Here is a 24,390-nt window from a genome sequence, read left to right as displayed (position 1 = left end):
ACGGTCCGTACGGACGTGGCTACCGTCAGGCGGCAGCGCCGCCGCGGCCGCTCACGAGGCGGGGCAGCAGGCGGAAGCCGACACCGCCGGCGATCATCGTGGCGGCGCCGATCACCAGGAAGGTGGTCTGCGCGGCACCCGTCTCGGCGAGCTCCTGGCCCTTGCCCTGGGCCTGCGGGGCCGGGGTGGAGCCGGAGCCGGTGTCGGTGAGGGCGGAGGAGCCCTCCTCCTGCGGCGAGGTGCCGCCGTCGGGGTCGGCGTTGTTGCCGCCGCCGGTGCTGCCACCGTTGCCGTTGCCGTTACCGCCACCGTTGCCGTTGTCGCCACCGTTGCCGCCGCCGGTGCCGTTCCCGTTGCCCGGGTCGGACGGGGCGTCCGTCGGGTCCTCGGTCGGCTCGGTGGGCTCTTCCGTGGGCTCGGTCGGCTCCTCGGTGGGCTCCTCGGTCGACGGCGGGTCCGTCGGGAGGTCCGTGGGCGGGTCGGTCGGGAGCTCGGTCGGCGGGTCGGTCGGGGCCGGGTCGGTCGGCTCGTCGTCGCCGGCACTCACGCCGACACCGACGCCGGTGTCGCCGAGGCCGACGCTCACACCCAGGTCGAGAGCGGATGCCGCACCGGCGGCGGTCAGCGAGGCACCGGCGGCGATCACGGCACCGGCCGCTATCCGCGCGACACGGATCCGCGTCTTCTTCGTCATGTGGTTGCTACCCCCAGTAGCTCATCGTCATTAGGCAGCGCTCGGGGCTGTGCTCGACGGGGACGGCTGCGGTGAAAAGGCGCCCCGGTTCACATGCGCCCCAGAGACACGCATGCCGCGCTTTACCCTTCCCATTTTTCAAGAACACGTCAAGGCCGTTTACGGCCGTCGTGTCCAACTACGGGAGTTATGCCGGGAGTCCAGGGCTGTGAGTGTGATGTAAAACCCGGACATGGGGGTACGGAAAAGGCAACTGCCGCCCGGGAGGCGGCAGTTGCCTTGTCGACAAACTTACTTCTCCTGCTGCTTGCGCCAGCGAATTCCGGCTTCGAGGAATCCGTCGATCTCGCCGTTGAACACCGACTCGGGGTTGCCGACCTCGAACTCGGTGCGCAGGTCCTTCACCATCTGGTACGGGTGCAGGACGTAGGAACGCATCTGGTTGCCCCAGGAGTTGCCGCCGTCGCCCTTGAGGGCGTCCATCTTGGCCTGCTCCTCCTGGCGGCGCCGCTCCAGCAGCTTGGCCTGGAGCACGTTCATGGCCGTGGCCTTGTTCTGGATCTGCGAGCGCTCGTTCTGGCAGGAGACGACGATGCCGGTGGGGATGTGGGTGAGGCGCACCGCGGAGTCGGTGGTGTTGACGCCCTGGCCGCCGGGGCCGGACGAGCGGTACACGTCCACGCGCAGTTCGGACTCGTCGATCTCGATGTGGTCGGTCTGCTCGACCACGGGCAGGATCTCCACGCCCGCGAAGGACGTCTGGCGACGGCCCTGGTTGTCGAAGGGCGAGATGCGCACGAGCCGGTGCGTGCCCTGCTCGACGGAGAGCGTGCCGTAGGCGTAGGGCGCCTGGACGGCGAAGGTGGTCGACTTGATGCCGGCCTCTTCCGCGTACGACGTCTCGTAGATCTCGGTCTTGTAGCCGCGCTGCTCGGCCCAGCGCAGGTACATGCGCTGGAGCTTCTCGGCGAAGTCGGCGGCGTCGACGCCGCCGGCCTCGGCGCGGATGTTCACCACGGCCTCACGCGAGTCGTACTCGCCGGACAGGAGGGTGCGGACCTCCATCTCGTCCAGCGCCTTCTTCACGGCGGCGAGCTCGGACTCGGCCTCGGCGCGGGTGTCCGGGTCGTCCTCCTCCTCGGCCATCTCGAAGAGGACTCCCAGGTCGTCGATGCGACCGCGCAGGGCCTCGGCCTTGCGCACCTCGGCCTGGAGGTGGGACAGCTTGCTGGTGATCTTCTGCGCCTCATCGGGGTTGTCCCAGAGGGACGGCGCGGCCGCCTGCTCCTCGAGCACGGCGATGTCTGCCCTCAGTTTGTCGAGGTCCAGAACGGCCTCGATCGACTCCATGGTCGAGGAGAGGGACTTGAGCTCTTCGGATACGTCGACGACTGCCACGCCCTCCAGCGTAACGGCTCCGCCCGTCGGCCATCGCAGGGCGGCCCGGGCTGCCGGGCTCAGGGGGACTGCGGGGCCGAGTTCTTCGTGTCCTGGGGAGGTGCGCCCCCGTCGTCGCCCGACGTGGTCAGCCAGGCGCCGACGCCGATCGCCGCCGCGAGGGCGACCGCGCCCGCTCCCAGGGCCACGCGGCGGCGCCGGGTGGCGGCTCGGTTGCGGGCCGAGCCGGGGCGCGGGGCGCCCGGGGTCCGCGGGGCCCGGGCCGTGCCGTGGGCGCCGCCGGCCAGCTCGTCGGGGGCGGGGACGCGCATCGAGGTGTGAGTGTCCCGGTTGGAGTCGGTGGGCTTCGCCCCCGGCACCAGCGGGACCGCGCCCCGCCGCCGGACCCGCTCCCCGGCCGGCGCCGGTCCGGCGGGCTGTTCCTCCCGGTCGGGCTCCTCCGCGGTCTCGGTGTCCGGCTCGTCGACCTCCAGCGGGGGCATGCCCGCCAGCATCGGCAGCAGCTCCCGCAGCCGGACCCCGAGCTCCGAGGCCCGCAGCCGCGAGGCCGGGGCCTTGGCCAGGCACTGCACCAGCAGCTGCCACAGCTCGTCGGGGATGCCGGGCAGCGGGACGACGGTCTCCGTGACGTGCCGGCGCAGGACCGCGCCCGGGTGGCCGCCGCCGAAGGGGGTGAAGCCGGCCAGCAGCTCGTAGAGGACCGTGGCGAGCGCGTAGATGTCGACGGACGCGCGCGGGGGGAGGCCCTCGACTATCTCCGGGGCGAGGTAGTCCGGAGTGCCGATGATCTTGGTGGCCTTGGTGCGGCGCGGGGTGTCGATGAGCTTGGCCACGCCGAAGTCGGTCAGCAGCGCGCGGTGGGAGCCGCCGGGGCCGAGCGGGCCCTGCATGTCCAGGAGCACGTTCTCGGGCTTGACGTCCCGGTGCACCACTCCCGCGGCGTGCGCGGCAGCCAGTCCGTCGGCGATGTCGGCCGCGATCGCGACGGCCGCCTCGGGGGCCAGGCGCCGGTCCCGGTCCAGCCGGGTGCGCAGGTCCGTGCCGCGGACGAGGTCCATGACGAGCGCCAGGTCGTTGCCGTCGACGACCAGGTCGCGCACGGACACCACGTGCGGGTGCTCCAGGCCGAGCAGCGCCGTGCGCTCCTGGACGAAGCGTCCGACGAGTTCCTGGTCGGACGCGAGGTCCTCGCGCAGCAGTTTGATGGCGACGGGGCCTTCGGGACCCTCGCCCAGCCACACCGTGCCGGCGCTGCCCCGCCCGAGGATCTGGTGGGCGGTGTACCGGCTGCCGATCTTCCGTGCCAAGGCTGCTCCTACCGACGCGTGTTGTCGCTAAAACTACGCGTCCGGAGAGCCAACCTTCACCGAGGAGGCGGAAATCACCCGCCGGGTGTCGACAAATCACCAACCCCGCAGGGCGGTTCCGGTCAGTTCGTGCCGGAACCGCTCCCGCCGAGCTTCTCGAACCAGCCGGTCACGGTGGAGAACCAGTCGGTGAGCTGGTCCCAGTAGCCCTTGCCGGTGCCGATCCACTCCTGGAGCGGGCTCAGTTCCCACACCAGCCAGCCCGCGACGAACAGGATGACGATCGTGAAGAGGCAGCCCTTCAGGCAGCCCAGGCCGGGGATCCGCATCGGGTTGGCACTGCGCTGCCGCGGCTGCCGGGGCTCGCGCTGGGGCCGCTGCGGCTGCTGGGGCTGGGCCGGGGGCGCGGGCGGTGCGTAGCGCTGCGGCGGCTGGGGCCGCTGCGGCTGCGGCGCGTACTGCTGGGGCTGCTGCTGCGGGTGGCCGTAGCCGGGCCCGGGCGGGGGCGCCTGGCGGCGCGGGGGCTGCTGGGGCCGGGCGACCTGACGCTGGGGGCGGCGGCGCAGCGGGTCCTCGTTCGGGTCGAGGTACTGGACCTGCGTCTGCTCGTTGCGGTCGCGGGCCGCGCGCAGCTGGTTCTGCCAGGGGTGCGGGTCCTCGGGGCCGCCCTGCTGGCCCTGCTGTCCGGGGTGGCCGGGCGAGCCCGGCGGGACCGGCGGCATGACGGCGGTCGGGTCGGCCGCGCCCCGGTGGTGGTTCATGACGGCGGTGGGGTCGGCGGCGCCGGCCGGGCCGGTGGTGTGCGGCAGGACGCTGGTCGCGGCGTTCGGGTCGTAGGCGCCGGCGCCCTGCGGGAGGACCTGGGTGGGGTCGGCCGAGCCGGGCATGTCCGGCACCGGCGCGGGGGCCGGGTCGGGCGCGAGCAGCATGCCGACGCCCTCGGCGGCGCCGATCTGCGCGGAGTTAGCGTGCACCCCGATGCCCTCGGCGACGACGCGCAGGCCGCGGGCGAGGTTCTCGGCGCTCGGGCGCTCGTCCGGGTTCTTGCGCAGGCAGCGCTCGATGACCGTCCACAGCGGGTCGGGGACCGTGGAGGGGCGGCGCGGCTCGGAGCTCAGGTGCTGGTGCAGCACCTCGAGGGCGGAGCCGCCGGAGAACGGCGGGCGGCCGGTGACCAGCTCGTACAGCAGGATGCCGGCGCCGTAGATGTCGACGGCGGAGGTCTGCGGGCGGCCCTCGGCGGACTCGGGGGCCACGTACGCGGGCGTGCCGACGAACTCCTGGGTGCGGGTCAGGCCCGGGGAGTCGGCCAGCCGGGCGATGCCGAAGTCGGTGAGCAGCGGGTGCATCTGCCCGTCGTACTGCTGGAGCAGGACGTTGGCCGGCTTGAGGTCGCGGTGGACGACGCCGTCGGCGTGGCTGGCGGCGAGCGCGTCGGCGATCTGGGCGGTGAGCAGGGCCGCGGCGACCGGGGTGAACGGGCCGTTCTCGCGCAGGTAGCGGTGCAGGTCCGGGCCCTCGACGAGGTCCATGACCAGCGCCAGCAGCTCGCCCTCGACGACCAGGTCACGGACCCGGACGATGTTCGGGTGGGTCAGCCGCAGCAGGACGGACCGCTCACGCAGGAACCGCATGACGATGTCCGGGTCGCCGGCCAGCTCCTCCTTGAGGACCTTGATCGCGACGGTCTCGCCGGGCTGTCCGGGCACGGCGGCCTCGGCGCCCGCCGTCTCGCGCTGGCGGGCTCGCCAGACGGTGCCCGTGGCGCCGCGTCCGAGCGGCTCCTCGAGCAGGTACTTGCTGCCTACCGGCCGCACGTCATGCGCTCCCTGGTGCTTGCCTTGCCTGCTGGCCTGTCCGACCCACTGTAGTGCCGGGGGGCCGGGGACCGGAGTGTCGTCTTTCTGTGGGTCTTACGTAGCGCCCCTCACACTCGTTCGAAGGAAAGACGCTCACCTCGGTCTCGTGGTTGCCGCAGGGGAACGTGAGTGATCTCAAGCGATCGCCTGTGGGTCATCTCTCAGGCACTTTTACGGGCAGAGCCGACCAATCAAGATCACCTTTTCCGGAGCGAGGGGCGCTCTGTCAGTGGCAGGTGCGAGGATGCTGCCAGTACTGGCCGACGTGCTGGGGCGGGGCGGGGGACTCCGCGCCCGGGCAGAAGGGACCGCTGACGGCGATGCAGATCCGGCTGACCGTCGTAGATCCGCTGGGCCCGTCGGCGCCGGCGCGGGACCGCGCCCCGCGCAGCGACGTGCTGGTCACGGCCCCCGCCGGTACGGCGCTCGCCGCGGTGGCGTCGGCGCTCGCCCAGGCGGTCACCGGCGGTGACGGTTCGGGCGCGCCCGTGCTGTACGCCGGGGAGCAGCGGCTGGACGCCCAGCGCTGCACGCTCGGCGAGCCGCCGCTGACCGATGGTGCCGTGCTGTCCGTCGGCGCGCCCGGCGAGCCGGAGCCGCACCCGGAGCTGGCGGACGCCCCGGCCCAGCTCCAGGTCGTGGCCGGTCCCGACGCCGGCGGTGTCCATCTGCTGCACGGCGGCGAGATCCGCATCGGCCGTTCCGCGGACGCCGACGTACCGCTCGACGACCCGGACGTCTCCCGGCTGCACTGCGCGGTGACGGTGGGCGCGGACGGCCGCTTCGCGGTGGCCGACCTGGACTCCACGAACGGCACGACGGTGAGCGGCGCGCGGATCGGCGGCCGGGCCGTCCCCTTCGTGCCGGGTGCGCTGCTGCGGATCGGCGAGTCGGCCCTGCGGCTGGCTCCGGCCGGGGGGCCGGGGGGCCGGGTGGAGACGACTCCGGACGGGGAGGGGCACGTGCGCGTGGCCGGGCCCGCCGGGGCACCCCGGATCGGCGCGGCGGCTCCGGGTCCGACGGGCCCCGCGGGCCCCGCGCACCACGCCCACGGCTCGGCGGCCTGGGGCGCGCCGGGTGCCACCGGTCATGGCCCCGCCGACCCCGCCGTGGTGCCGGGACAGGGCGCTGCGCCCCGGATCGAGGGCGAGGCCGCGGGTTCGGCGCCGCGCGCGCCGCGGAGCGGGAGCGAGGGCACGGGCTCGGCGCCGGAAGCGCCGCGGAGCGGGAGCGAGGGCACGGGCTCGGCGCCGGAAGCGCCGCGGAAAGAGGACAGGGGCTCAGGGGCCGAGGCGCCGCGGGAGCGGGGTCGGGCCGGGTCGCAGGAGCGGGGCCAGGCCGGCGAAGCGCTCGCCGCGAGCAGCGGAGGCGCGGCCCCCTCGGGAGACCGCCGGAGCGACATGCCGTCCCCGGGAGCCGGGGGCGAACACCCCTCGGCGGGGAGCCGGAAACAGGTGCGCTCCCCCGGTGATGCGGGCACGGCCCGTGCGGGAGACCGCCGGAGCGAGGTGCCGTCCCCCGGTCCCGGAGGCGCGGCCCACGCAGGGGACGGGTGGAGTGATGTGCCGACCGGCGGCACCGGAGGTGAGACGCGTCGCCAGACGGTCGCCGGGGCCGCGCAGAGGTCCGCGGAGGCGCACGGAGCGCGCACCGGTTCACCGGAGGACCCCCTCCGGACCGCCCGGCGGCACGACGCCGCTCCGGCCGACCCCGCACGGCAGCGCGATGCGGGCCGGCCGGCGGGCGGCGCCGGGGACACGCACGCGGGTCGTTCCGCGGCCGGGGCGTCCGGCGAAGCGGTCCCGGACCGCATCGCACCGGCGTACGGCGCCGGCGCCACGGACGGAGGCGATCACCGCCCCTGGAACCCGGACACCGGCACCGACGACGCGGCCCTCGCCGACCAGCGTGCCGGTCGCGGCCGCAAGGGCACTCCCCTGCGCGGCACCGACATGCCTCCGCAGACCCGCAGGCGTGGCGGGCTCGGTGCGTGGGCCCGGCGGCTCACCGGAGGGCGTGGCGAGCAGGCGACGGAACCACGCGAGGCGTACGAGGACGAATCGGCCGCCGTGGCGGCCGCAGAGCACCACCCGGTCGTCGTGCCGGCCGTGCCGGAGACCTGGCCGGACCCGGCCACGCTGCTGCTCACCGCACTGGGGCCCGGCCCCCGGCTGTGGGAGCGCGGCCCCGGCCACCCGGAGGCTCTCGCCATACGCCTCGGTACGGCCGACCGGGCGGCGCCGGACGGCTCGGGTCTGCTGCCGGCCGTCCCCGTGACGGCCGGGCTGCGCGAGGTCGGCGCCCTGGGACTGGCCGGGCCGCGGGCGCGGCTGACCGGGCTGGCCCGGGGCGTCCTGGCCCAGCTCGCCGCGCTGCACTCCCCCGACCTGCTGGAGATCGTCCTGATCGCCGCGGACCGCTCCCGTCCCCTGGAGGAGCGCACCGCCGAGTGGTCCTGGCTGGGCTGGCTGCCGCACGTGCGCCCGGGGCACGGCCAGGACTGCCGGCTGCTCCTGGCGCACGACCGGGAGCAGGCCGCCGCCCGCGTCGACGAGCTGACCCGCCGTCTGGAGGACCAGCTGGCGGACGCGGGGCTCGGCGGTCCGCCGCCGAGTGCCTCGGTGAGCGGCGGCTCACAGCCGACCGGCGCCGTGCCCCGGAGCCGGACCGTCCCGGGCCCCCGCCGACCCTCCTGGGCCCTGGCCGACGACGCCGGCACCGACACGGCCGGCGGTTTCCCGGGTCCGTACACCGTCGTGGTCGTCGACGGCGATCCCGGCGGTGCCGACCTGCGCGGGGCCCTCGGGCGGCTGGCGCTGGAGGGTCCCCGCGCCGGGATCCACGTGGTCTGCCTGGCCGAGACGTCCGCCGCCTCCCCGGCCTCGCCGGTGACGGACACGTACGAGGCGGCCTGCTCGGTGGCGCCGACCTTCCGGCAGTGCGGCGCGGTCGCGCTGCTCAGCGGGGACGTGGCGACGGCCCTGCGGCTGATGCGGGTGGCCCGGGCCGGCGGTGACGGCTCGTCGGCCGGGCCCGTCGGGCACGGCACCGTCGCCACCGTCGACGCCGTCTCCACGGCCTGGGCGGAGCGGTTCGCCCGGGCGCTGGCGCCGCTGCGGACGGACGGCCCGGCGAGCGAGCGCCAGCCGCGGGTCTCCGCGCCGCTGCCGCAGGCGGCCCGCCTGCTGGACGAACTGGGGCTGGCCCGCGCCACCCCGGCGTCGCTGATGGCGCGCTGGGCGGACGCGGCCGACGACGCCGAGGCGCTGGGCGGACGCGTGCGCGCGGTGCTGGGCGCCGGGCCGCGCGGCCCGGTCGGCGTGGACCTCGCGGCCCAGGGGCCGCACCTGCTGATCGAGGGCCCGCCGGGCAGCGGCCGTACGGAGCTGCTGCGGTCGGTCGTCGCATCCCTGGCCGCCGCCGAGCGGCCGGATCGCCTCGGCATCGTGCTGGTCGACGGCCGGGGCGGCCCGGGCGCGGGCGGCGGCCAGGGCGAGGGACTGCGGGTGTGTACGGACGTCCCGCACGTCACCACCCTTCTCATGGCGCACGACCCGGTCCGGATGCGGGAGTTCGCGCAGTCCCTGAGCGCCGAGCTGAAGCGGCGCGCCGAGTTGCTCGGGCGGTCCGGCTTCGCCGAGTGGCACACCGGCCGCGAGCTGTCGGGCCGTATGGTCGCGCAGCGCACGGCGACGGCCCGGGGCGGCGCCCGGACCGAGGCGACGTCCGCCGCGGGGTCCGGCGACCTCGAATCCCCGTCGAGTTCCACCATGCGGCTGCGGCCGGGAGCGGCCCGGCGGCAGACGGAGGCGGCCGCACCGCCGCTGCCCCGGCTCGTCGTGGTCGTGGACGACCTGGACGCGCTGGTCTCCCCCGCGCTCGGCTCGACCGGGCGGCCCGCGGCCGGGTCGGTGATGCGCGCCCTGGAGGCCGTGGCCCGTGAGGGTGAGCGGCTCGGCGTGCATCTGGTCGCGGCCACCGGCCCGTGCGCCCGTACGGCGGAGACCGAACCGGCGCGCCGGGCCACGCTGCGTGTGGCGCTGGACGCCCCGGCCCCGGGTCCGGAGGAGCCCGCGCCCGGCCGGGGGCGGCTGACCGGGGCTGACGGGCGGGTCACCCCGTTCCAGGGCGGCCGGGTCACCGGCCGGATACCCCGGACGGCGACGCTGCGTCCCACGGTCGTACCCCTGGAATGGCACCGCATGGGTGACCCTCCGGCCCGGCGCCCGGTGCGGGAACTCGGAAACGGCCCGACCGACCTGGCACTGTTGGCCAGTGCGCTGGAAAGGGCGGCACGGGAGGTCGTGGCTGCGAAGGTGCCGTCGCTCCTGTGAGCGGGGAGGGCCTTCGGCCTCCGCCGCGTCGTGGGGCCGCGTCCCTGGTCACGAGGGAGTCACGATCCCCCGCTTGACAGCCGACGCCATCTTGCCGCCCCCATACACCCGGGCGTAGACCAGATCGCACGGGAGCGCGCTCGACGTTCGACGAGGAACGAAGAACGGGGCAGTCATGCGCATGACGAGCAGCACCATCCGGACACGCTGGTCGCCCGAGCGGGACACGGCGACCCCCCAGGGCCGCAGAGCCGTCAAGGCCGCGGCCGCCGTAGCGGCGGGAGCCCTCGCGCTCTCGCTCTCCGCCTGTGGAAGCAGCGACAACGACAGCGGTGGAAGCACGGGCGACACCACGGCATCAGCAAACAACGTCACCCTTCCGAAGCTGGACGGGACGAGCCTCGAGGTCGCAGCCGTGTGGAGCGGCACCGAACAGGCCAACTTCAAGAAGGTCCTGCAGGAGTTCGAGAAGCGCACGGGCGCCGAGGTCACGTTCGTGCCCGCACAGGACCCGATCATCAACTTCATCGGTTCGAAGGTGGCCGGCGGGCAGCCGCCGGACATCGTGATGCTGCCGCAGCCCGGCGCCATCAAGCAGGCCGTCGACAAGGGCTGGGCCAAACCGCTGGGCTCCGACACCGTCAAGGAGCTCGGCGAGAACTACTCGCAGGGCTGGCAGGACATCGGCAAGGTGAACGGCAAGCCGTACGGCGTCTACTACAAGGCCGCCAACAAGTCGCTGATCTGGTACAACAACCAGGTCTTCGAGAACGCGGGGGCCAGTGAGCCCGAGACCTGGCCGGATCTGCTCAACACCGCGCAGACGGTCTTCGACTCCGGCGTCACCCCGTTCTCCATCGGCGCGGCCGAGGGCTGGACGCTGACCGACTGGTTCGAGAACGTCTACCTCTCCCAGGCCGGCCCGGAGAAGTACGACCAGCTGGCCAAGCACGAGATCAAGTGGACGGACCCGTCCGTGAAGGACGCGCTGACCACCCTCGCGCAGGTCTGGGGCAAGCCCGACTGGATCGCCGGCGGGGCGAGCGGGGCCTTGCAGACCGACTTCCCGGCCTCCGTCACGCAGGTCTTCACCGGCGGGGACCAGCCCAAGGCGGCCATGGTCGCGGCGGGTGACTTCGCGCAGGTCAACATCCCGTCGAGCATGAAGATCGGGACGGACGCGAAGGTGTTCCCGTTCCCGGCCGTGGGTGACCAGGGTCCGGTTGTCTCGGGCGGTGACGCGGCCGTGATCCTGGAGGACTCGAAGGGGTCGCAGGCCCTGGCCACCTGGCTCGCCTCCCCGGACGCGGCGTCGATCCAGGCCAAGCTGGGCGGCTACCTCTCGCCCAACAAGAACGTGCCGAACTCCGACTATCCGAACGCGGTGCAGCAGAAGATCGCCAAGGCGCTCATCGACGCCGGTGACGACTTCCGCTTCGACATGTCCGACCAGGCCCCGCAGGCCTTCGGCGGTACGCCCGGCAAGGGCGAGTGGAAGATCCTCCAGGACTTCCTGAAGAACCCGAAGGACGTCGCGGGGACGCAGGCGAAGCTGGAGGCCGAAGCGGCCGCGGCCTACGGGAACTGACGTCGTGTCGTCGGTCCCGGCGGCAGGGAGCACCAAGCCCCCTGCCGCTCCCAAGTCGCGCAAGAGTGTGACCGGCACCCGCAGGACCGTCGCGGCGCTGTTCCTGCTGCCCGCGTTCGTCCTGCTCGGCGCGCTCGTGGTGTACCCGATCGGGTACTCGGTCGTGCGCAGCTTCTACGACCAGTCCGGTGACGGCTTCGCCGGAATAGACAACTACAAGGCCCTCTTCACCGACGAGGGCATCCGCACCGCGCTGAAGAACAACATCATCTGGGTGGTGTTCGCGCCGACGGTCGCGACGGCGCTCGGCCTGATCTTCGCGGTGCTGACCGAACGGGTGCGCTGGGGTACGGCGTTCAAGCTGGTCGTCTTCATGCCGATGGCGATCTCGATGCTGGCGGCGGGCATCATCTTCCGCCTGGTGTACGACCAGGACCCGGACAAGGGCGTCGCGAACGCGGTGTGGGTGGGCGTGCACGACACGTTCGCCCAGGCGTCGGCGTTCCCGAAGGCCCACCCGGGCCGCGACTCGCCGCTGAAGCCGGCCGGCGGGGGCGCGTTCATCACCACGTCGCCCGTCCGCACGGGCGAGGCGGTCTCGCTGCCCCTGGTGGGTGTGGCGCCGGATCAGATGCCCGACGGAGCGAAGGCCGCGGCGGCGCCGGAGCCCGAGCCGGACAAGGTCACGGGCACGACCTGGCAGGACTTCACGCGGGGCAAGGGCGTGGGCAAACTCAACGGTGTCGACCCGGGCGAACTCGGCTACGCCGGGATGAGGATCGAGGCCGTGAAGGACGGCAGGGTCGTCGCGTCGACGACGGCTGCGGGCGACGGCACCTTCACCCTGCCCGCCTCGGCCGACGGGGCCCAGCTCCGGCTCCCGGCGAGCAACTTCAAGGAGCCGTACAACGGCCTGGACTGGCTCGGCCCGTCCCTGGTCACCCCGGCCATCATCGGCTCGTACATCTGGATGTGGGCGGGCTTCGCGATGGTGCTGATCGCGGCCGGGCTGGCGAGCGTGCCCCGGGAGCTGCTGGAGGCGGCCCGGGTCGACGGCGCGAGCGAGTGGCAGGTGTTCAGACGGGTCACGGTGCCGCTGCTGGCGCCGGTCCTCGCGGTCGTCGCCGTCACCCTGATGATCAACGTGCTGAAGATCTTCGACCTGGTCTTCATCATCGCCCCCGGCTCCTCCCAGGACGACGCGAACGTCCTCGCCCTGGAGCTGTACCGCAAGGGGTTCTCCGAGGACCAGCCGGGCATCGCCAGCGCCATCTCGGTGTTCCTGCTGCTGCTCGTGATCCCGGTGATGTGGTTCAACGTACGCAGGCTCAGGCGGGAGGTGCGGCGATGAAGGCCAAGCAGTCGCTGGGTTCGCGGCTCGCCGAGGGGGTCGGCGGCGGGCTGCTGCGAGTGTTCCTCATCGTCGTCGCGCTGTTCTGGCTGGTACCGACCATCGGGCTGCTGCTGTCCAGTCTCCGCGCGCCGGAGGACATCGCGGCGAGCGGCTGGTGGAACGTGTTCACCGAGCCCTCCCAGATCACCTTCGACAGCTACCGGAAGCTGCTGGAGAACGAAGACATCACCAGCAGCCTGCTGAACACGGTGTGGATCACCGTCCCGGCGACCCTGCTGGTGGTGATCATCGGCTCGCTGGCCGGCTACGCCTTCGCCTGGATGGAGTTCCCGGGCCGGGACTGGTGGTTCCTGGGCGTGGTCGGCCTGTTGGTCGTGCCCGTGCAGGTGGCGCTGATCCCGATCGCCGAACTCTTCGGCAAGATCGGCGTCTTCGGCTCGGTGCTCGGCGTGGTGCTCTTCCACGTCGGTTTCGGACTGCCGTTCGCGGTGTTCCTGCTGCGGAACTTCTTCGCGGAGATCCCGCGCGAGCTGCTGGAGGCGGCACGCCTGGACGGGGCGGGTGAACTGCGCCTGTTCTTCCGTGTCGTGATGCCGCTCGGCGCCCCGGCGATCGCGGCGCTCGGCATCTTCCAGTTCCTGTGGGTGTGGAACGACCTGCTGGTCGCGCTGATCTTCTCGGACTCCGGGAGCCAGCCCATCACGGTCGCACTGCAGACGCAGGTACGGCAGTTCGGCAACAACATCGACGTGCTGGCACCCGGTGCGTTCATCTCGATGGTGGTCCCGCTGGCCGTCTTCTTCGCGTTCCAGCGGCAGTTCGTGTCCGGCGTGATGGCCGGCGCGGTCAAATAGCTTTCAGAGCAAGGCAGTTGGAGGGGTGGGCCGGGGGCGGTCCGCCCCTTCCGCGTTCCCCCGTATGCCGTAGCCGCCGTAACCAAGTCGGCCCATCGGCCGTTCCCGGGCCGAACGCCCGCGCCGACCGATGGATGGCCTCTTGCCCAGGTTCAGTGTCATTGTCCCCGCGTACCAGGTTCAGGCGTACCTGCACGAGTGCCTCGAATCGGTGCTCTCCCAGTCCTGTCGCGATCTGGAGCTGATCGTCGTCGACGACTGCTCGCCGGACGGGTGCGGTGCGATCATCGACGAGTTCGCCGCCCGTGACACGCGCGTCCGCCACGTCCACCTGCCGGAGAACGTCGGTCTGGGCCGCGCGAGAAACGCCGGCGTGGCGCACGCGAGCGGCGACTACCTGCTGTTCCTCGACGGCGACGACACTCTCACGTCCGACGCGCTGCGCTCGATCGCCGACCGGCTGAAGGAGACGGGCGAGCCGGACGTGCTGGTCTTCGACTACGCGCGCACCTTCTGGACCGGGGAGGCGATCCGCAACCAGGCGGCCCTGCAGCTCACCGAGCAGGGCCCGGCGCCGTTCCGCCTGGAGGACCGGCCGGCGCTGCTGCGGCTGCTGATGGTCGCCTGGAACAAGGCCTACCGGCGGGAGTTCGTCGAGGAGGGGGGCTTCGTCTTCCCGCCCGGCGTCTACGAGGACACGCCGTGGACGTACCCGGTGCTGATGACCGCCGAGTCGATCGCGACCCTCGACCGGGTCTGCGTGCACTACCGGCAGCGGCGGCAGGGCAGCATTCTGCGCACCACCAGCGAGCGGCACTTCGACGTCTTCGAGCAGTACGACCGGGTGTTCGCGTTCGTCGACGAGCGTCCCGAACTGGCCCGGTGGCGGCCGGTGTTGTTCCGCCGCATGGTGCACCACCTGGCCATCGTGTACTCCCGGCCGGACCGGCTGCCCCGGGGCTCGCGCGCCGACTTCATGCGCCGGGCCCGCGCCCACTACCGGCGCTACCGCACCCCCGGCGTCCCCGCCTCCCTGCGCTGCCGGATCCACCACGTCCTGATCCGCTTCGGCCTGCACCGCACCTACCGCACCCTCCAGCTGGCGTCGGCGGTGCACCGCGCCGCCGCCCGGGGCGCCGGGAAGCTGCTGCGGGGCCTGCGGTCGGCCGCCCTCAGGACCCACTACCGCGTCCAGCGCTGCCTGCCGCTGCGCGCCGACCGCGCCGCCTTCGCCGCCTACGACGGCCGCGGCCACGGCTGCAACCCCGGCGCGCTGGAGGCGGCCTTCCGTGACCTCGCGCCGCACATCCGCACGGCGTGGATCGCCCGCCGCGAGCACCACCACACGATCCCGCCCGGCCCGCGCCGCGTCGTCCCCGGGACGGCCGCCTACTGGACGGCGCTCGCCCGCTCCCGCTACCTGGTCACCAACACCGGCTTCGACGACCGGCTGGCCAAGCGCCGGGGCCAGGTCCTGATCCAGACCGGGCACGGCACTCCGCTCGGGCACATCGGCCTCGACCTCCAGGAGCGCCCCGCGGCGGCCCGCGGCCGGGACTTCGCACGGCTGCTGAAGGACGTCGACCGCTGGGACTACGTGCTGTCCGCCAACCGCCACACCACCCTGACCCACGAGCGCGTCCACCCCGGCCGCTACACCACGCTGGAGTACGGCTACCCCCGCAACGACGTCTTCCGGACCGCGACCCCGGCGGACGTGGCCCGGCTGCGCGCCTCGCTCGGCATCCCCCGGGGCGCGGTGGCGATCCTGTACGCGCCGACCCACCGCGACTACCGCCGCTCCCAGCGCCACGCCCTCGACCTCCAGCGGATCGTGCGCCGCCTCGGCCCGCGCTTCGTCGTCCTGGCCCGCGCCCACCACTCCTACGACGCCCCGCTGACCACCACCTGCGGCCGGGTCGTCGACGTCTCCGGCCACCCGAGCGTGGAGTCGCTCTGCCTGGCGTCGGACGCCCTGGTCACGGACTACTCGTCGCTGATGTTCGACTACGCCAACCTGGACCGGCCGATCGTGGTCCACGCCGACGACTGGGAGGCGTACGACGCGGCCCGGGGCACCTACTTCGATCTGCTCGCCTTCCCGCCGGGCGCGGTCGCCCGCGGCGAGGACGAGCTGATCGACATCTTCGCCACCGGCCACTGGCGCGGCTCCCGCTCGGCCCAGCTGCGGGCGGCGTTCCGCGAGCGGTTCTGCACCTACGACGACGGCCGGGCCGCCGAGCGGGTGGTGCGCAGGGTCGTCCTCGGGGAGTCGGAGCTGCCGCCGGTCGTGCCGCTCGGCGAGCGCCGCCCGGTGCCGTCGGCGGCGGCCTCGCTGACGCGTGAGCCGCTCACCACGGTGCCGTTGCCGGCCGGTCCGCCCGTCGTCACCGACCGCCTCTGACCGCGGTTCGCACCCCGGGGAGTCCGCATGCCCTCCAGCCCGTCGCGGCCGACGCCCAGCAGACCGCCCTCGTGGCGTCCGTCCGGGCGTCCGGGACGCCCGCGCGCCGGATGAGACGGCCCGCCTCCACCACCTCGTGAAGACCGCCCCGGGCAGACCGCCCTCGACAGAAAGAGCAGAATGCCCCGCTTCAGCATCGTCGTCCCGTCCCATGGCGTCGCGGGCCGGCTGTCCCTGGCGCTGGACTCGGTCCTCGCCCAGTCGTTCGGCGACTTCGAGCTGATCCCGGTGTGCGACGCGCCCGACGCGCCGGCGGCGGACGTCGTCGCCGGGTACGCCGAGCGGGACTCCCGGGTGACGCCGGTGCACTCGCCGCCGTCGGACGGTCTGGCCGGGGCCCGCAACACCGCGCTGAAGGCGGCGGTCGGCGGCTACGTGCTGTTCCTCGACGGCGACGACGTCCTGGTCCCGGGGGCGCTGGCGGCGCTGGACGCCCGGCTGGGCGAGACGGGAGACGTGGACGTGCTGTACTTCGAACACGAGCGCACTCCCTGGTGGGAGGGCGAGCCGACCAACCCGGCCGCTCCCCTGCTGGCCAGGACACCGGACGGGGCCTTCGCCCCGGGCCGGGCCCCGCGGCTGACGGGCGTGGCACTCCCCGCGTGGAGCGCGCTCTACCGGCGGGCCTTCCTCACCGGGCAGAACCTCGCCTTCCCCGGGGAGCACTACACGGACATCGGTTTCGGCGGGCTGGTCGCCCTGCGGGCGGAGCGGGTGGCGGCGCTGCGCACGGTCGTCGTCCGGCATCTGCTGCGCCGGCAGGGCAACCGGCTGGGACTGCCCGGCGAGCACCACACCGAGTTGCTCGACCAGTGCGAACTGGTGCTGGCGCGGGCCGCGGAGCAGAACCTGGCGGCGGACCGGCTGAAGCCGCTGTTCGAGCAGCTCTTCGCCGCCGTGCTGAAGACGGCCGCCCACCCCCGGCGGCTGACGTCCGGGCGCCGGGCGTTCTTCCGGCGGGCGAGCGTGCTCTACCGGCGGCACCGCCCCGCCGGGTACCGGGCGCCCGGTGGCAGCCTCGGCGTCCAGCACCGGCTGCTCGCCTCCGGGTCGTACCCGGCGTTCCGTGCCCTGCGCGCCGCCAACCGGACGGCGTCGCGGGCCGCCGCGCTGCTCCCCCGCCCGCGCGGACTGCGCACCCGGCTGCGGTACGCGGTGGGCCTGCGCCTGCCGCTCGACGAGAACCTCGTCGTGTACTGCGCCTACTGGGGTCGCGGCTACGCCTGCAACCCGGCCGCGATCCACGCCAAGGCCCGCGAGCTGGCGCCGCACCTGCGCGCGGTGTTCCTGGTGGAGCCGGACGCGGTGGGCAGCGTGCCGCCGGACGTGGAACACGCGGTGCTCGGGAGCCGGAAGTACTGGGAGGTGCTGGCCCGTGCCAAGTACCTGGTCAACAACGCCAACTTCGCCGACGCCGTGGTCAAGCGGCCCGGCAGCGTGCACCTGCAGACCCAGCACGGCACGCCGCTGAAGACGATGGGCGCCGACCAGGCGACCTACCCCGTGGTGGCCGCGGCGACCGGCAGCTTCGCCAGGCTGCTGGCCCGGGTGGACCGCTGGGACTACAACCTCACCTCCAACCGGCACTCCACCGAGATGTGGGAGCGGGCGTTCCCCAGCGCGCACGAGACCCTCGAGTACGGCTATCCGCGCAACGACGTCTACTGCACGGCGTCCGCCGAGGACGTGGCCCGCGTCCGCAAGGAACTGGGCGTCCCCGACGGCAAGAAGGCCCTGCTCTACGCGCCCACGCACCGCGACTACGCCACCGGCTTCGAGACGGGTCTGGACCTGGCGGAGTTCTGCGAGGCGATCGGCGACGACTACGTGGTGCTGCTGCGCGCCCACTACTTCTACGACCAGGGGGCGAGCAGGGGCGGCGGGCGGATCATCGACGTCACGGGGCACCGCTCGTCGGAGGACGTGTGCCTGGCCGCGGACGCGCTGATCACGGACTACTCGTCGATCATGTTCGACTACGCCAATCTGGACCGGCCGATCGTCGTGTACGCCGACGACTGGGACGTCTACCGGGAGACCCGGGGCGTCTACTTCGACCTGATGGAGCTCCCGCCCGGCCGGGTCGCCCGGACGCCCGAGGAGCTGGCGGCCGTCTTCCGCGACGGTTCCTGGGCGGACGGGTCCGCCGCGTCCCTGCGGGCCGCGTTCCGGGAGCGCTTCTGCCAGTTCGACGACGGGCGGGCCGCCGAGCGCGTCGTGCGCCGGGTGCTGCTGGGGGAGCCGCCCGAGTCGATCCCGCACGTGGTGCCGCTCGCGGAGCGCGTCCCGGCCCCCGCCGCCACCCTCACAAGGAGCTGACCGAAGAAGTGCCCCGCTTCAGCATCATCGTCCCCGTCTACAAGGTGCAGGGCTTCCTGCGCGAGTGTCTCGACTCGGTGCTCGGCCAGTCCCACGGCGACTTCGAGGTGATCGCCGTCGACGACCGCTCGCCCGACGGCAGCGGGGCGATCCTCGACGAGTACGCCGCCCGCGACGACCGGGTGCGGGTGCTGCACCTGTCCGAGAACGTGGGCCTCGGCCGGGCCCGCAACGCGGGCCTCGCGCAGGCGGCCGGCGACTACGTGCTGTTCCTGGACAGCGACGACCACTACACGCCGGGCCTGCTGGCCGCCGTCGCCGCCCGGCTGGCGCTGACCGGCGACCCGGACATCCTGGTCTTCGACCACGTGCGTACCCACTGGTGGGGCCGGGGCGGGCGCAGCGAGGCGGCGGACCTGCTGGCCGCGGCGGGCCTGGAGACGTTCGGCATCCGGGAGAGCCCGCAGTACCTGAACCTGTTCCTGGTCGCCTGGAACAAGGCCTACCGGCGGTCGTTCGTCCAGGAGCACGGCCTGCGGTACGCGGCGGGGCTGTACGAGGACGCGCCGGTCACCTACCGGTCGATGGTGCTGGCCGAGCGCATCGCCTGCCTGGACCGGATCGGTGTGGAGTACCGGCAGCGCCGGCAGGGCGCGATCACCAGGACGCCCGGGCGGCGGCACTTCGACATCTTCCCGCAGTACGAGGGCCTGTTCGCGTTCCTGGAGCAGCGTCCCGACCTCGGCTGGGCGCGGCCGCTGCTGCTGGAACGGGCGCTGGACCACATGCTGTTCGTGCTGGCCCGCGAGGAGCGGGTGCGGCCCGCCGACCGGGGCGACTTCTACCGGGAGATCCGCTCCTTCCACCGCCGTCACCTCCCCGAGGGCGGCTTTCCGCTGCCGGGCGGCTGGCGCGGCGTCGAGATGCGGCTGCTGGCCTCGTCGCCCTACGCGTCGTACGCGGCGGCGCGCGGGCTGCGGGACCTGCGGGCCGCCGCACTGGGCAGGCGGCGGAGGGTGGTCGGGAAGGCGTCGGAGACGGCCCGGCGCGCCTGGTACGCGACCCAGTCGAAGCGCCCCCTCGATCCGCACCTGGCCGTCTACTCGGCGACCCACCACCGGGGCGTGAGCGGTGATCCGGCCGCGATCCACGCGAAGGCGTGCGAGATCGCCCCGCACATCCGGGGCGTGTGGGTGGTGCGGGAGGACGCGGTGGACGCGCTGCCGCCCGGCATCGACCATGTGACGCCGGGCTCGCGGCGCTACCACGAGGTCATGGCCCGGGCCACGTACTGGGTGAACAACGTCAACTGGCCCGGCACCCTGGCCAAGCGCCCCGGCAGCGTGCACATCCACACCCACCAGGGCACCCCGCTCAAGTACATGGGCGCCGACCTGCTGGCCAAGCCGGGGGCCCGGCACGGGTTCGACGTGCCGCAGATGCTGCGCCGCGCCGACCGCTGGGACTACAGCCTGGTCGCGGGGCGGCACGCGGAGCGGGCGTGGGAGCGGGCCTATCCGTGCCGCTTCACCTCGCTGCGGACCGGCAGCCCGCGCAACGACGTGCTGGTCGGCGCCGGTCCGGAGCGGGGCCGCGAGGTGCGCGAGCGGCTCGGCGTCCCGGCCGGTGACACGGTCGTGCTGTACGCGCCGACCCGCCGCGACTACCGGCGGGGCGGCCATGTCGACCGGTTCGACCTCGCCCGCTTCGCCGAGGACCTGGGCCCCGGGCACACGCTGGTCGTCCGGCTGCACCCGTCGCTCGCGGCGGGCGTCGCACGCGGCCTCGGCCTGTCCGACCTGCACCGGCGGGGCGTGCTGGTGGACGCGACGGACGAACCGCACGTCGAGGACGTGATGCTCGCCTCCGACGTGCTGGTCACCGACTACTCGGCCCTGATGTTCGACTACGCCCTGCTGGACCGGCCGATCGTGGTCCACGCCGACGACTGGGGCGCGTTCGCGGCCAGCCGGGGCGCCTACTTCGACATCACGGCCGACGCGCCGGGCCATGTGTCGCGCTCGTACCGGGAGCTGGCCTGGCTGTTCGCGTCCGGCACCTGGCAGGACGCGGAGGCGGCGCGGCTGCGCTCCGGTTTCCGTGAGCGGTACTGCGAGTTCGAGGACGGGCGGGCCGCCGAGCGGGTCGTCCGGCTGCTGATGCTCGGCGAGCGGGGCGGGGCGCTGCTGCCGGCGGCCCGCCGGACCGAGGGTGTCCGCATCCGACCCGAGGCGCTGATCGAGAGATGAGAACTCCCGCGACCCCCGAGGCCGTTTCCTCCCTGCCCGGTCAGCGGGCCACCTCGGCCCGGCCGGGCGCCGGCGCCGAGCGGCTGCTGCCGGTGCGGTGGTGGCACGCCGCCCTGGTCGCCGTGCCCACCGCGGCCCTGTTCGTCCTGGGCTACCGGCGCCGCTGGATCTGCGACGACGGGCTCATCTACCTGCGTCCGGTCCGGCAGATCCTGGCGGGCAACGGGCCGGTGTTCAACGTCGGGGAGCGGGCGGAGAGTTCGACGGGCACCCTCTGGCAGTGGCTGCTCGCGCTGACCACCTGGGTCACCGGCGAGGACCCGGCGTTCCTCGCGGTCGGACTGGGGCTGCTGCTGAGCACCGCCGGGTTCGCGTTCGCCCTGCTCGCCACGTGCCGACTGCACCGGGGCGCCGGGCTGCTGCTCCCGGCGGGGGTGTTCGTGCTGCTGGCGGTGCCGCCGTTCTGGTCGTACATGACGTCGGGTCTGGAGAGCGGCCTCGGCGTCTTCTGGACCGGCCTGTCGTGGTGGCTGCTGGTGCGGACGAGGCGTGGCCAGGAGGGCCGTGAGACGTACGCTGCGGCCTTCGTGTTCGGGCTGGGTGCGCTGGTGAGGCCCGATCTGGCGGTGGTCACGGTGTGCTTCCTGGCAGCGCAGTGGTGGGTGCTGCGTCCCTCCCGGCGGGGCGCGGCGGCGACGCTGGCCTCGGCGGGCGCGGTGCCGCTGGCGTACGAGGTCTTCCGGGCGGGTTACTACGGGATCCTGGTGCCGCTGCCCGCCATCGCCAAGGAGGCGAGCGCCAGCGACTGGAGCCGGGGCGCCGGGTACGTGCAGGAGACGCTCGGGCCGTACTGGCTGTGGCCCGTCGTGCCGGTGCTCGGGACGCTCGCCGTCCTGCTGGTGCGGCGCGCCCGCCGGGAGCAGCGCGGCCGTGTCCCGGGGCGGGCCTCGCTCGCGGTCCTGCCGGCGCCGCTCGCCGCGGGTGTGCTGCTGGCCGGGTACGTGGTGCGCGTGGGCGGCGACTACATGCACGCCCGCATGATCCTGCCGGCCCTGCTCCTGCTGCTCCTGCCGGTGCTGGTCGTGCCCGCGACCAAGGTCACCGGTGTCGCGGGCACGCTGCTGGTGGTGTGGCTGTGCGCGGCGGTCAGCCCACTGCGGGCGCCGTTCGACGTGCGCAGCACACCCGGGTCGTTCAACGTGCGCAGTTCCGACGTGGAGAGCCTCGGCGACCACAACCCGGTGCGCACCGCCACCTGGGTGTCCGGCTGGCCCGCCCTGCCCGAGGGGCGCGCCATGCTGGCCCGGGCACAGCGTGCGGACGGGCCGACGCTGCTCTACTTCGACGCCGGGCGGCGGCTGCACGCCACGCCGATGCGCCCGGACGCCCCGTACCGGGTGGTGATCGTGGGCCGTCATCTCGGAGTGACGGGAGCGGCAGCGCCGCTGGACGCCTACGTCAACGACGCCTGGGGTCTGGCCAGTCCGGTCGGCGCGCATCTGGCGCTGGAGCGGTGGAGCTGGCCCGGGCACGAGAAGTTCCTGCGCAACTACTGGATCTTCGCCGAGTGGGCGGCGGAGCACCCGCCGCAGCGCGACCTGCTGCGGGCCGGGGCCTCGCGGGAGGCGGTCGCGGCGGCCCGGGCGGCGCTGGGCTGCGGCGAACTGGCCGAGCTGCGGGAGTCGGTGCGCGCGCCGCTCACCGCCGGGCGGTTCTGGCGGAACCTCACCGGGTCGGTCGAGCGGACGCGGTTCCGGTTCGCGCGCTGGCCGGTGGCGGCGCAGCGGGCGCTGTGCGAGTGACGGCCGGCAGGTGGGGGCGTTCACCCGATGAAGTGATCCGGGGTCAGGGCATGCGGAGGGGCGGGAACATTCGGCGCATGCCCCAGACCCCTTCCGCCCTCCGGTGAGCGCCCCGGCTCTCGCCCGGCGGGCTGTGCGCGGCGCGACGGCGCTGCGCGGCGGCCGTGCCGGACGGCTCACCCCGTACCAGTTCTACGGCGCCCTGTTCTGGCTGGTGATGACGCTGGCCTACTGGCGGGTCCCGCTGTGCTGCGACGCCGGGCAGCACGCGGCGGTCGTGGAGCGACTCAAGGCCGACTTGCTCCACCCGGCCCACACCATGGCCGACCTGCCGGGTGAGGGCAGCCCCTACTACGGCCCGTACGCCGTCGCCCAGGGCCTGCTGGCGCGGCTGACGGGGCTGTCCGGCTGGGAGGTCGTGAAGCTCGCCGGACCGGTGCACCTGGTGGTGCTGCTGACGGGCCTCGGCCGGTTCGTCAGGTCCCTCACCCCGCGCCCCTGGGCGCCGGTGTGGGCGCTGCTGTTCATGACACTGCTGTGGGGCAGCACGCGGATCCTGTGGAGCGGCTACCTCGGGCTGATGCCGATGACGACGAACCTGGGCTACCCGTCCGCGCTCGCCATCGGCCTGACGTTCTGGGCGTGGGCCTGGACGGGCCGGCGCGCGGGGGACGACGCCCCCGCTGTGCGCTTCGTCGGTCCGAGCGGGCTCGGCGGCTGGTGGGGGTACGCCGGGATCGGCGTGCTGTACGCGCTGGTCCTGCTCACCCATCCCGTCACGGCGGCCTCGGCGCTGACCGGGGCGGTGGCGCTCGTGGCGGCCCGGCAGCGCGGGTGGCGCCGCCCGGTCGTGGCGCGCTGGGCGCTGGCGGGGTCGGCCTGCGCGGCCGTCGCCGTGGCGTGGCCGTACTACGACGTGCTGACGCTGGTGGGCGACACCGGCATGGACGCGATGCACCGTCAGCTGTACGAGAGGATGCTCGCCAACTCCTGGCTCGCGCTCGTCGGCCTGCCCGCGCTGTGGGTGCGGGCCCGCAGGTCGGTGCGTGATCCGCTGGTGTGGATGTTCCTGCTGGAGTGCCTGCTGGTGGCGTACGGCTGGGCGAGCGGGCACTACACGTATGCCCGGGCCCTGTGGGCCGTGCTGGTGCCGCTGCAGTTCGCCCTGGCGGTGGAGCTGGCGGCGCCCCGGCCCTGGCGGCGGGCCCGGCGGGTGCTGGGCGGGGCGGCGGCGGCCGGGGTGTGCGTCGGGTTCGTCACCGTGCACGCCGGGGCGGTGGTGCCGCGCTCGGTGGACCCGGTGGGGTTCGCGCAGCCGACGCGCTGGCCGTCGTACGACTGGGCGGCCCGGCACATCGGGCCCGGCGAGGTGGTGATCACCGACGGGTACCTCGCCTCCCACGCCATCGCCGGGTACGGGCCGAACCTCGCCGCGCCCATCTGGCCCGACCCCGCCCTGGACGAGCGGGAGCGCAAGCGCCGGGCGGCCGACGTCCGCGCGTATCTGGCCCCCGGTTCGACCCGCGCCGAGCGGTCCGCCCTCGTCCGCCGCTACCACGTGCGCTGGCTGCTGCTGACGCGCTGGCACCCGGTGCCCGAGGAGGCCGTGGTGGTGGCGTGGAGCAGACGGACGGGGGAGGTGCTGGCGCGGGTCGGGGGTGGCGGCCGGGTGGTCACTCGATGACGAGGTCGACCTCGATGTTGCCGCGGGTGGCGTTGGAGTACGGGCAGACCTGGTGGGCCTGCTCGACGAGCTTGCGGCCGGTCGCCTCGTCCACGCTGTCGGGCAGTTCCACGCGGAGGATGACGGCGAGGCCGAAGCCCTCGCCCTGCTTGCCTATGGAGACCTCGGCGGTCACGGCGGCGTCGCTGACGTCGACCTTGGCCCCGCGGCCGACGAGGCCGAGGGCGCTGCCGAAGCAGGCGGCGTAACCGGCGGCGAAGAGCTGCTCGGGGTTGGTGCCCTGGCCGTTGCCGCCCATCGCCTGGGGCACGCCCAGGGCGAGGTCCAGCACGCCGTCGGAGCTGACGGCGCGGCCGTCGCGGCCGTGGGTGGCGGTGGCGACAGCGGTGTAGAGCGCGTCCATGGAAAACCTTCCCTCTCACGTCAACGTTCGGCGGCCCGCTTCCGGGCCGCCCGACATCCAGAATTAGAGCACACAATTCAG

General features: G+C 73.9%; 14 protein-coding genes. 9 read left to right on the top strand and 5 right to left on the bottom strand.

All coding sequences use genetic code 11. The features are described from left to right. Positions 1-25: 25 nt before the first annotated feature. The 4 genes from AB0937_RS26645 to AB0937_RS26630 form a co-directional block, all read right to left on the bottom strand. Positions 26-694, bottom strand: coding sequence for a hypothetical protein (locus AB0937_RS26645; RefSeq protein ID WP_366714798.1), 669 nt, complete (start codon positions 692-694; stop codon positions 26-28). Positions 695-985: 291 nt separating this feature from the next. After that, positions 986-2,092, bottom strand: a complete 1,107-nt coding sequence (gene prfB, locus AB0937_RS26640; protein ID WP_366714796.1) for a peptide chain release factor 2 — start codon at positions 2,090-2,092, stop codon at positions 986-988. Positions 2,093-2,151: 59 nt separating this feature from the next. Next, positions 2,152-3,399: a serine/threonine-protein kinase gene (locus AB0937_RS26635; RefSeq protein WP_366714794.1), complete on the bottom strand. Its 1,248-nt coding sequence runs from the start codon at positions 3,397-3,399 to the stop codon at positions 2,152-2,154. Between the two features lie 122 nt (positions 3,400-3,521). Continuing rightward, complete coding sequence (locus tag AB0937_RS26630; RefSeq protein ID WP_366714792.1) at positions 3,522-5,216, bottom strand: serine/threonine-protein kinase; 1,695 nt, start codon at positions 5,214-5,216, stop codon at positions 3,522-3,524. A gap of 362 nt (positions 5,217-5,578) precedes the next feature. Between AB0937_RS26630 and AB0937_RS26625 the strand changes: the two genes are divergently transcribed. From AB0937_RS26625 to AB0937_RS26585, 9 genes are all read left to right on the top strand, one after another. Further along, positions 5,579-9,592 (top strand): FtsK/SpoIIIE domain-containing protein, encoded by a 4,014-nt coding sequence (locus AB0937_RS26625; protein ID WP_366714790.1) that lies wholly within the window; start codon positions 5,579-5,581, stop codon positions 9,590-9,592. A gap of 175 nt (positions 9,593-9,767) precedes the next feature. Further along, entirely contained in the window at positions 9,768-11,180 is a 1,413-nt protein-coding gene (locus AB0937_RS26620) for an ABC transporter substrate-binding protein (protein ID WP_366714788.1), read from the top strand. A 67-nt stretch (positions 11,181-11,247) separates the two neighbouring features. Continuing rightward, positions 11,248-12,531: a sugar ABC transporter permease gene (locus AB0937_RS26615; RefSeq protein ID WP_366714948.1), complete on the top strand. Its 1,284-nt coding sequence runs from the start codon at positions 11,248-11,250 to the stop codon at positions 12,529-12,531. Beyond that, on the top strand, positions 12,528-13,388 hold the full coding sequence (locus tag AB0937_RS26610; RefSeq protein ID WP_366714786.1) for a carbohydrate ABC transporter permease: 861 nt from the start codon (positions 12,528-12,530) through the stop codon (positions 13,386-13,388). The genes AB0937_RS26615 and AB0937_RS26610 overlap by 4 nt, the downstream gene beginning before the upstream one ends. 142 nt (positions 13,389-13,530) lie before the next feature. Continuing rightward, positions 13,531-15,792, top strand: coding sequence for a bifunctional glycosyltransferase family 2 protein/CDP-glycerol:glycerophosphate glycerophosphotransferase (locus tag AB0937_RS26605; RefSeq protein ID WP_366714784.1), 2,262 nt, complete (start codon positions 13,531-13,533; stop codon positions 15,790-15,792). A 180-nt stretch (positions 15,793-15,972) separates the two neighbouring features. After that, positions 15,973-18,171, top strand: a complete 2,199-nt coding sequence (locus tag AB0937_RS26600; RefSeq protein ID WP_366714782.1) for a CDP-glycerol glycerophosphotransferase family protein — start codon at positions 15,973-15,975, stop codon at positions 18,169-18,171. An 8-nt stretch (positions 18,172-18,179) separates the two neighbouring features. After that, positions 18,180-20,420, top strand: a complete 2,241-nt coding sequence (locus AB0937_RS26595) for a CDP-glycerol glycerophosphotransferase family protein (protein ID WP_366714780.1) — start codon at positions 18,180-18,182, stop codon at positions 20,418-20,420. Next, the gene (locus AB0937_RS26590) at positions 20,417-22,222 is read left to right on the top strand and encodes a hypothetical protein (protein ID WP_366714778.1); all 1,806 of its coding nucleotides are present in this window, start codon (positions 20,417-20,419) and stop codon (positions 22,220-22,222) included. Before AB0937_RS26595 ends, AB0937_RS26590 begins: the two co-directional genes overlap by 4 nt. A 103-nt stretch (positions 22,223-22,325) precedes the next feature. After that, complete coding sequence (locus tag AB0937_RS26585; RefSeq protein ID WP_366714776.1) at positions 22,326-23,906, top strand: hypothetical protein; 1,581 nt, start codon at positions 22,326-22,328, stop codon at positions 23,904-23,906. Here AB0937_RS26585 and AB0937_RS26580 read toward each other — a convergent pair. Continuing rightward, a complete protein-coding gene (locus AB0937_RS26580) occupies positions 23,896-24,309 on the bottom strand; it encodes an organic hydroperoxide resistance protein (RefSeq protein WP_366714775.1) in 414 nt (137 codons plus the stop codon). The two genes, AB0937_RS26585 and AB0937_RS26580, sit on opposite strands and share 11 nt — an antisense overlap. Positions 24,310-24,390 lie beyond the last annotated feature (81 nt).

The sequence above is a fragment of the Streptomyces sp. NPDC047880 genome (assembly GCF_040706515.1).
Taxonomy (GTDB): Bacteria; Actinomycetota; Actinomycetes; order Streptomycetales; family Streptomycetaceae; genus Streptomyces.
This window is presented reverse-complemented; position numbering and strand designations above follow the sequence as displayed.

Bases quoted from the DNA above. Each gene is read 5' to 3' on its own strand.
- AB0937_RS26645 (WP_366714798.1), bottom strand. From the start codon at position 694: ATGACGAAGAAGACGCGGATCCGTGTCGCGCGGATAGCGGCCGGTGCC.
- AB0937_RS26625 (WP_366714790.1), top strand. From the start codon at position 5,579: ATGCAGATCCGGCTGACCGTCGTAGATCCGCTGGGCCCGTCGGCGCCG.
- AB0937_RS26620 (WP_366714788.1), top strand. From the start codon at position 9,768: ATGCGCATGACGAGCAGCACCATCCGGACACGCTGGTCGCCCGAGCGG.
- AB0937_RS26610 (WP_366714786.1), top strand. From the start codon at position 12,528: ATGAAGGCCAAGCAGTCGCTGGGTTCGCGGCTCGCCGAGGGGGTCGGC.
- AB0937_RS26600 (WP_366714782.1), top strand. From the start codon at position 15,973: ATGCCCCGCTTCAGCATCGTCGTCCCGTCCCATGGCGTCGCGGGCCGG.
- AB0937_RS26590 (WP_366714778.1), top strand. From the start codon at position 20,417: ATGAGAACTCCCGCGACCCCCGAGGCCGTTTCCTCCCTGCCCGGTCAG.
- AB0937_RS26580 (WP_366714775.1), bottom strand. From the start codon at position 24,309: ATGGACGCGCTCTACACCGCTGTCGCCACCGCCACCCACGGCCGCGAC.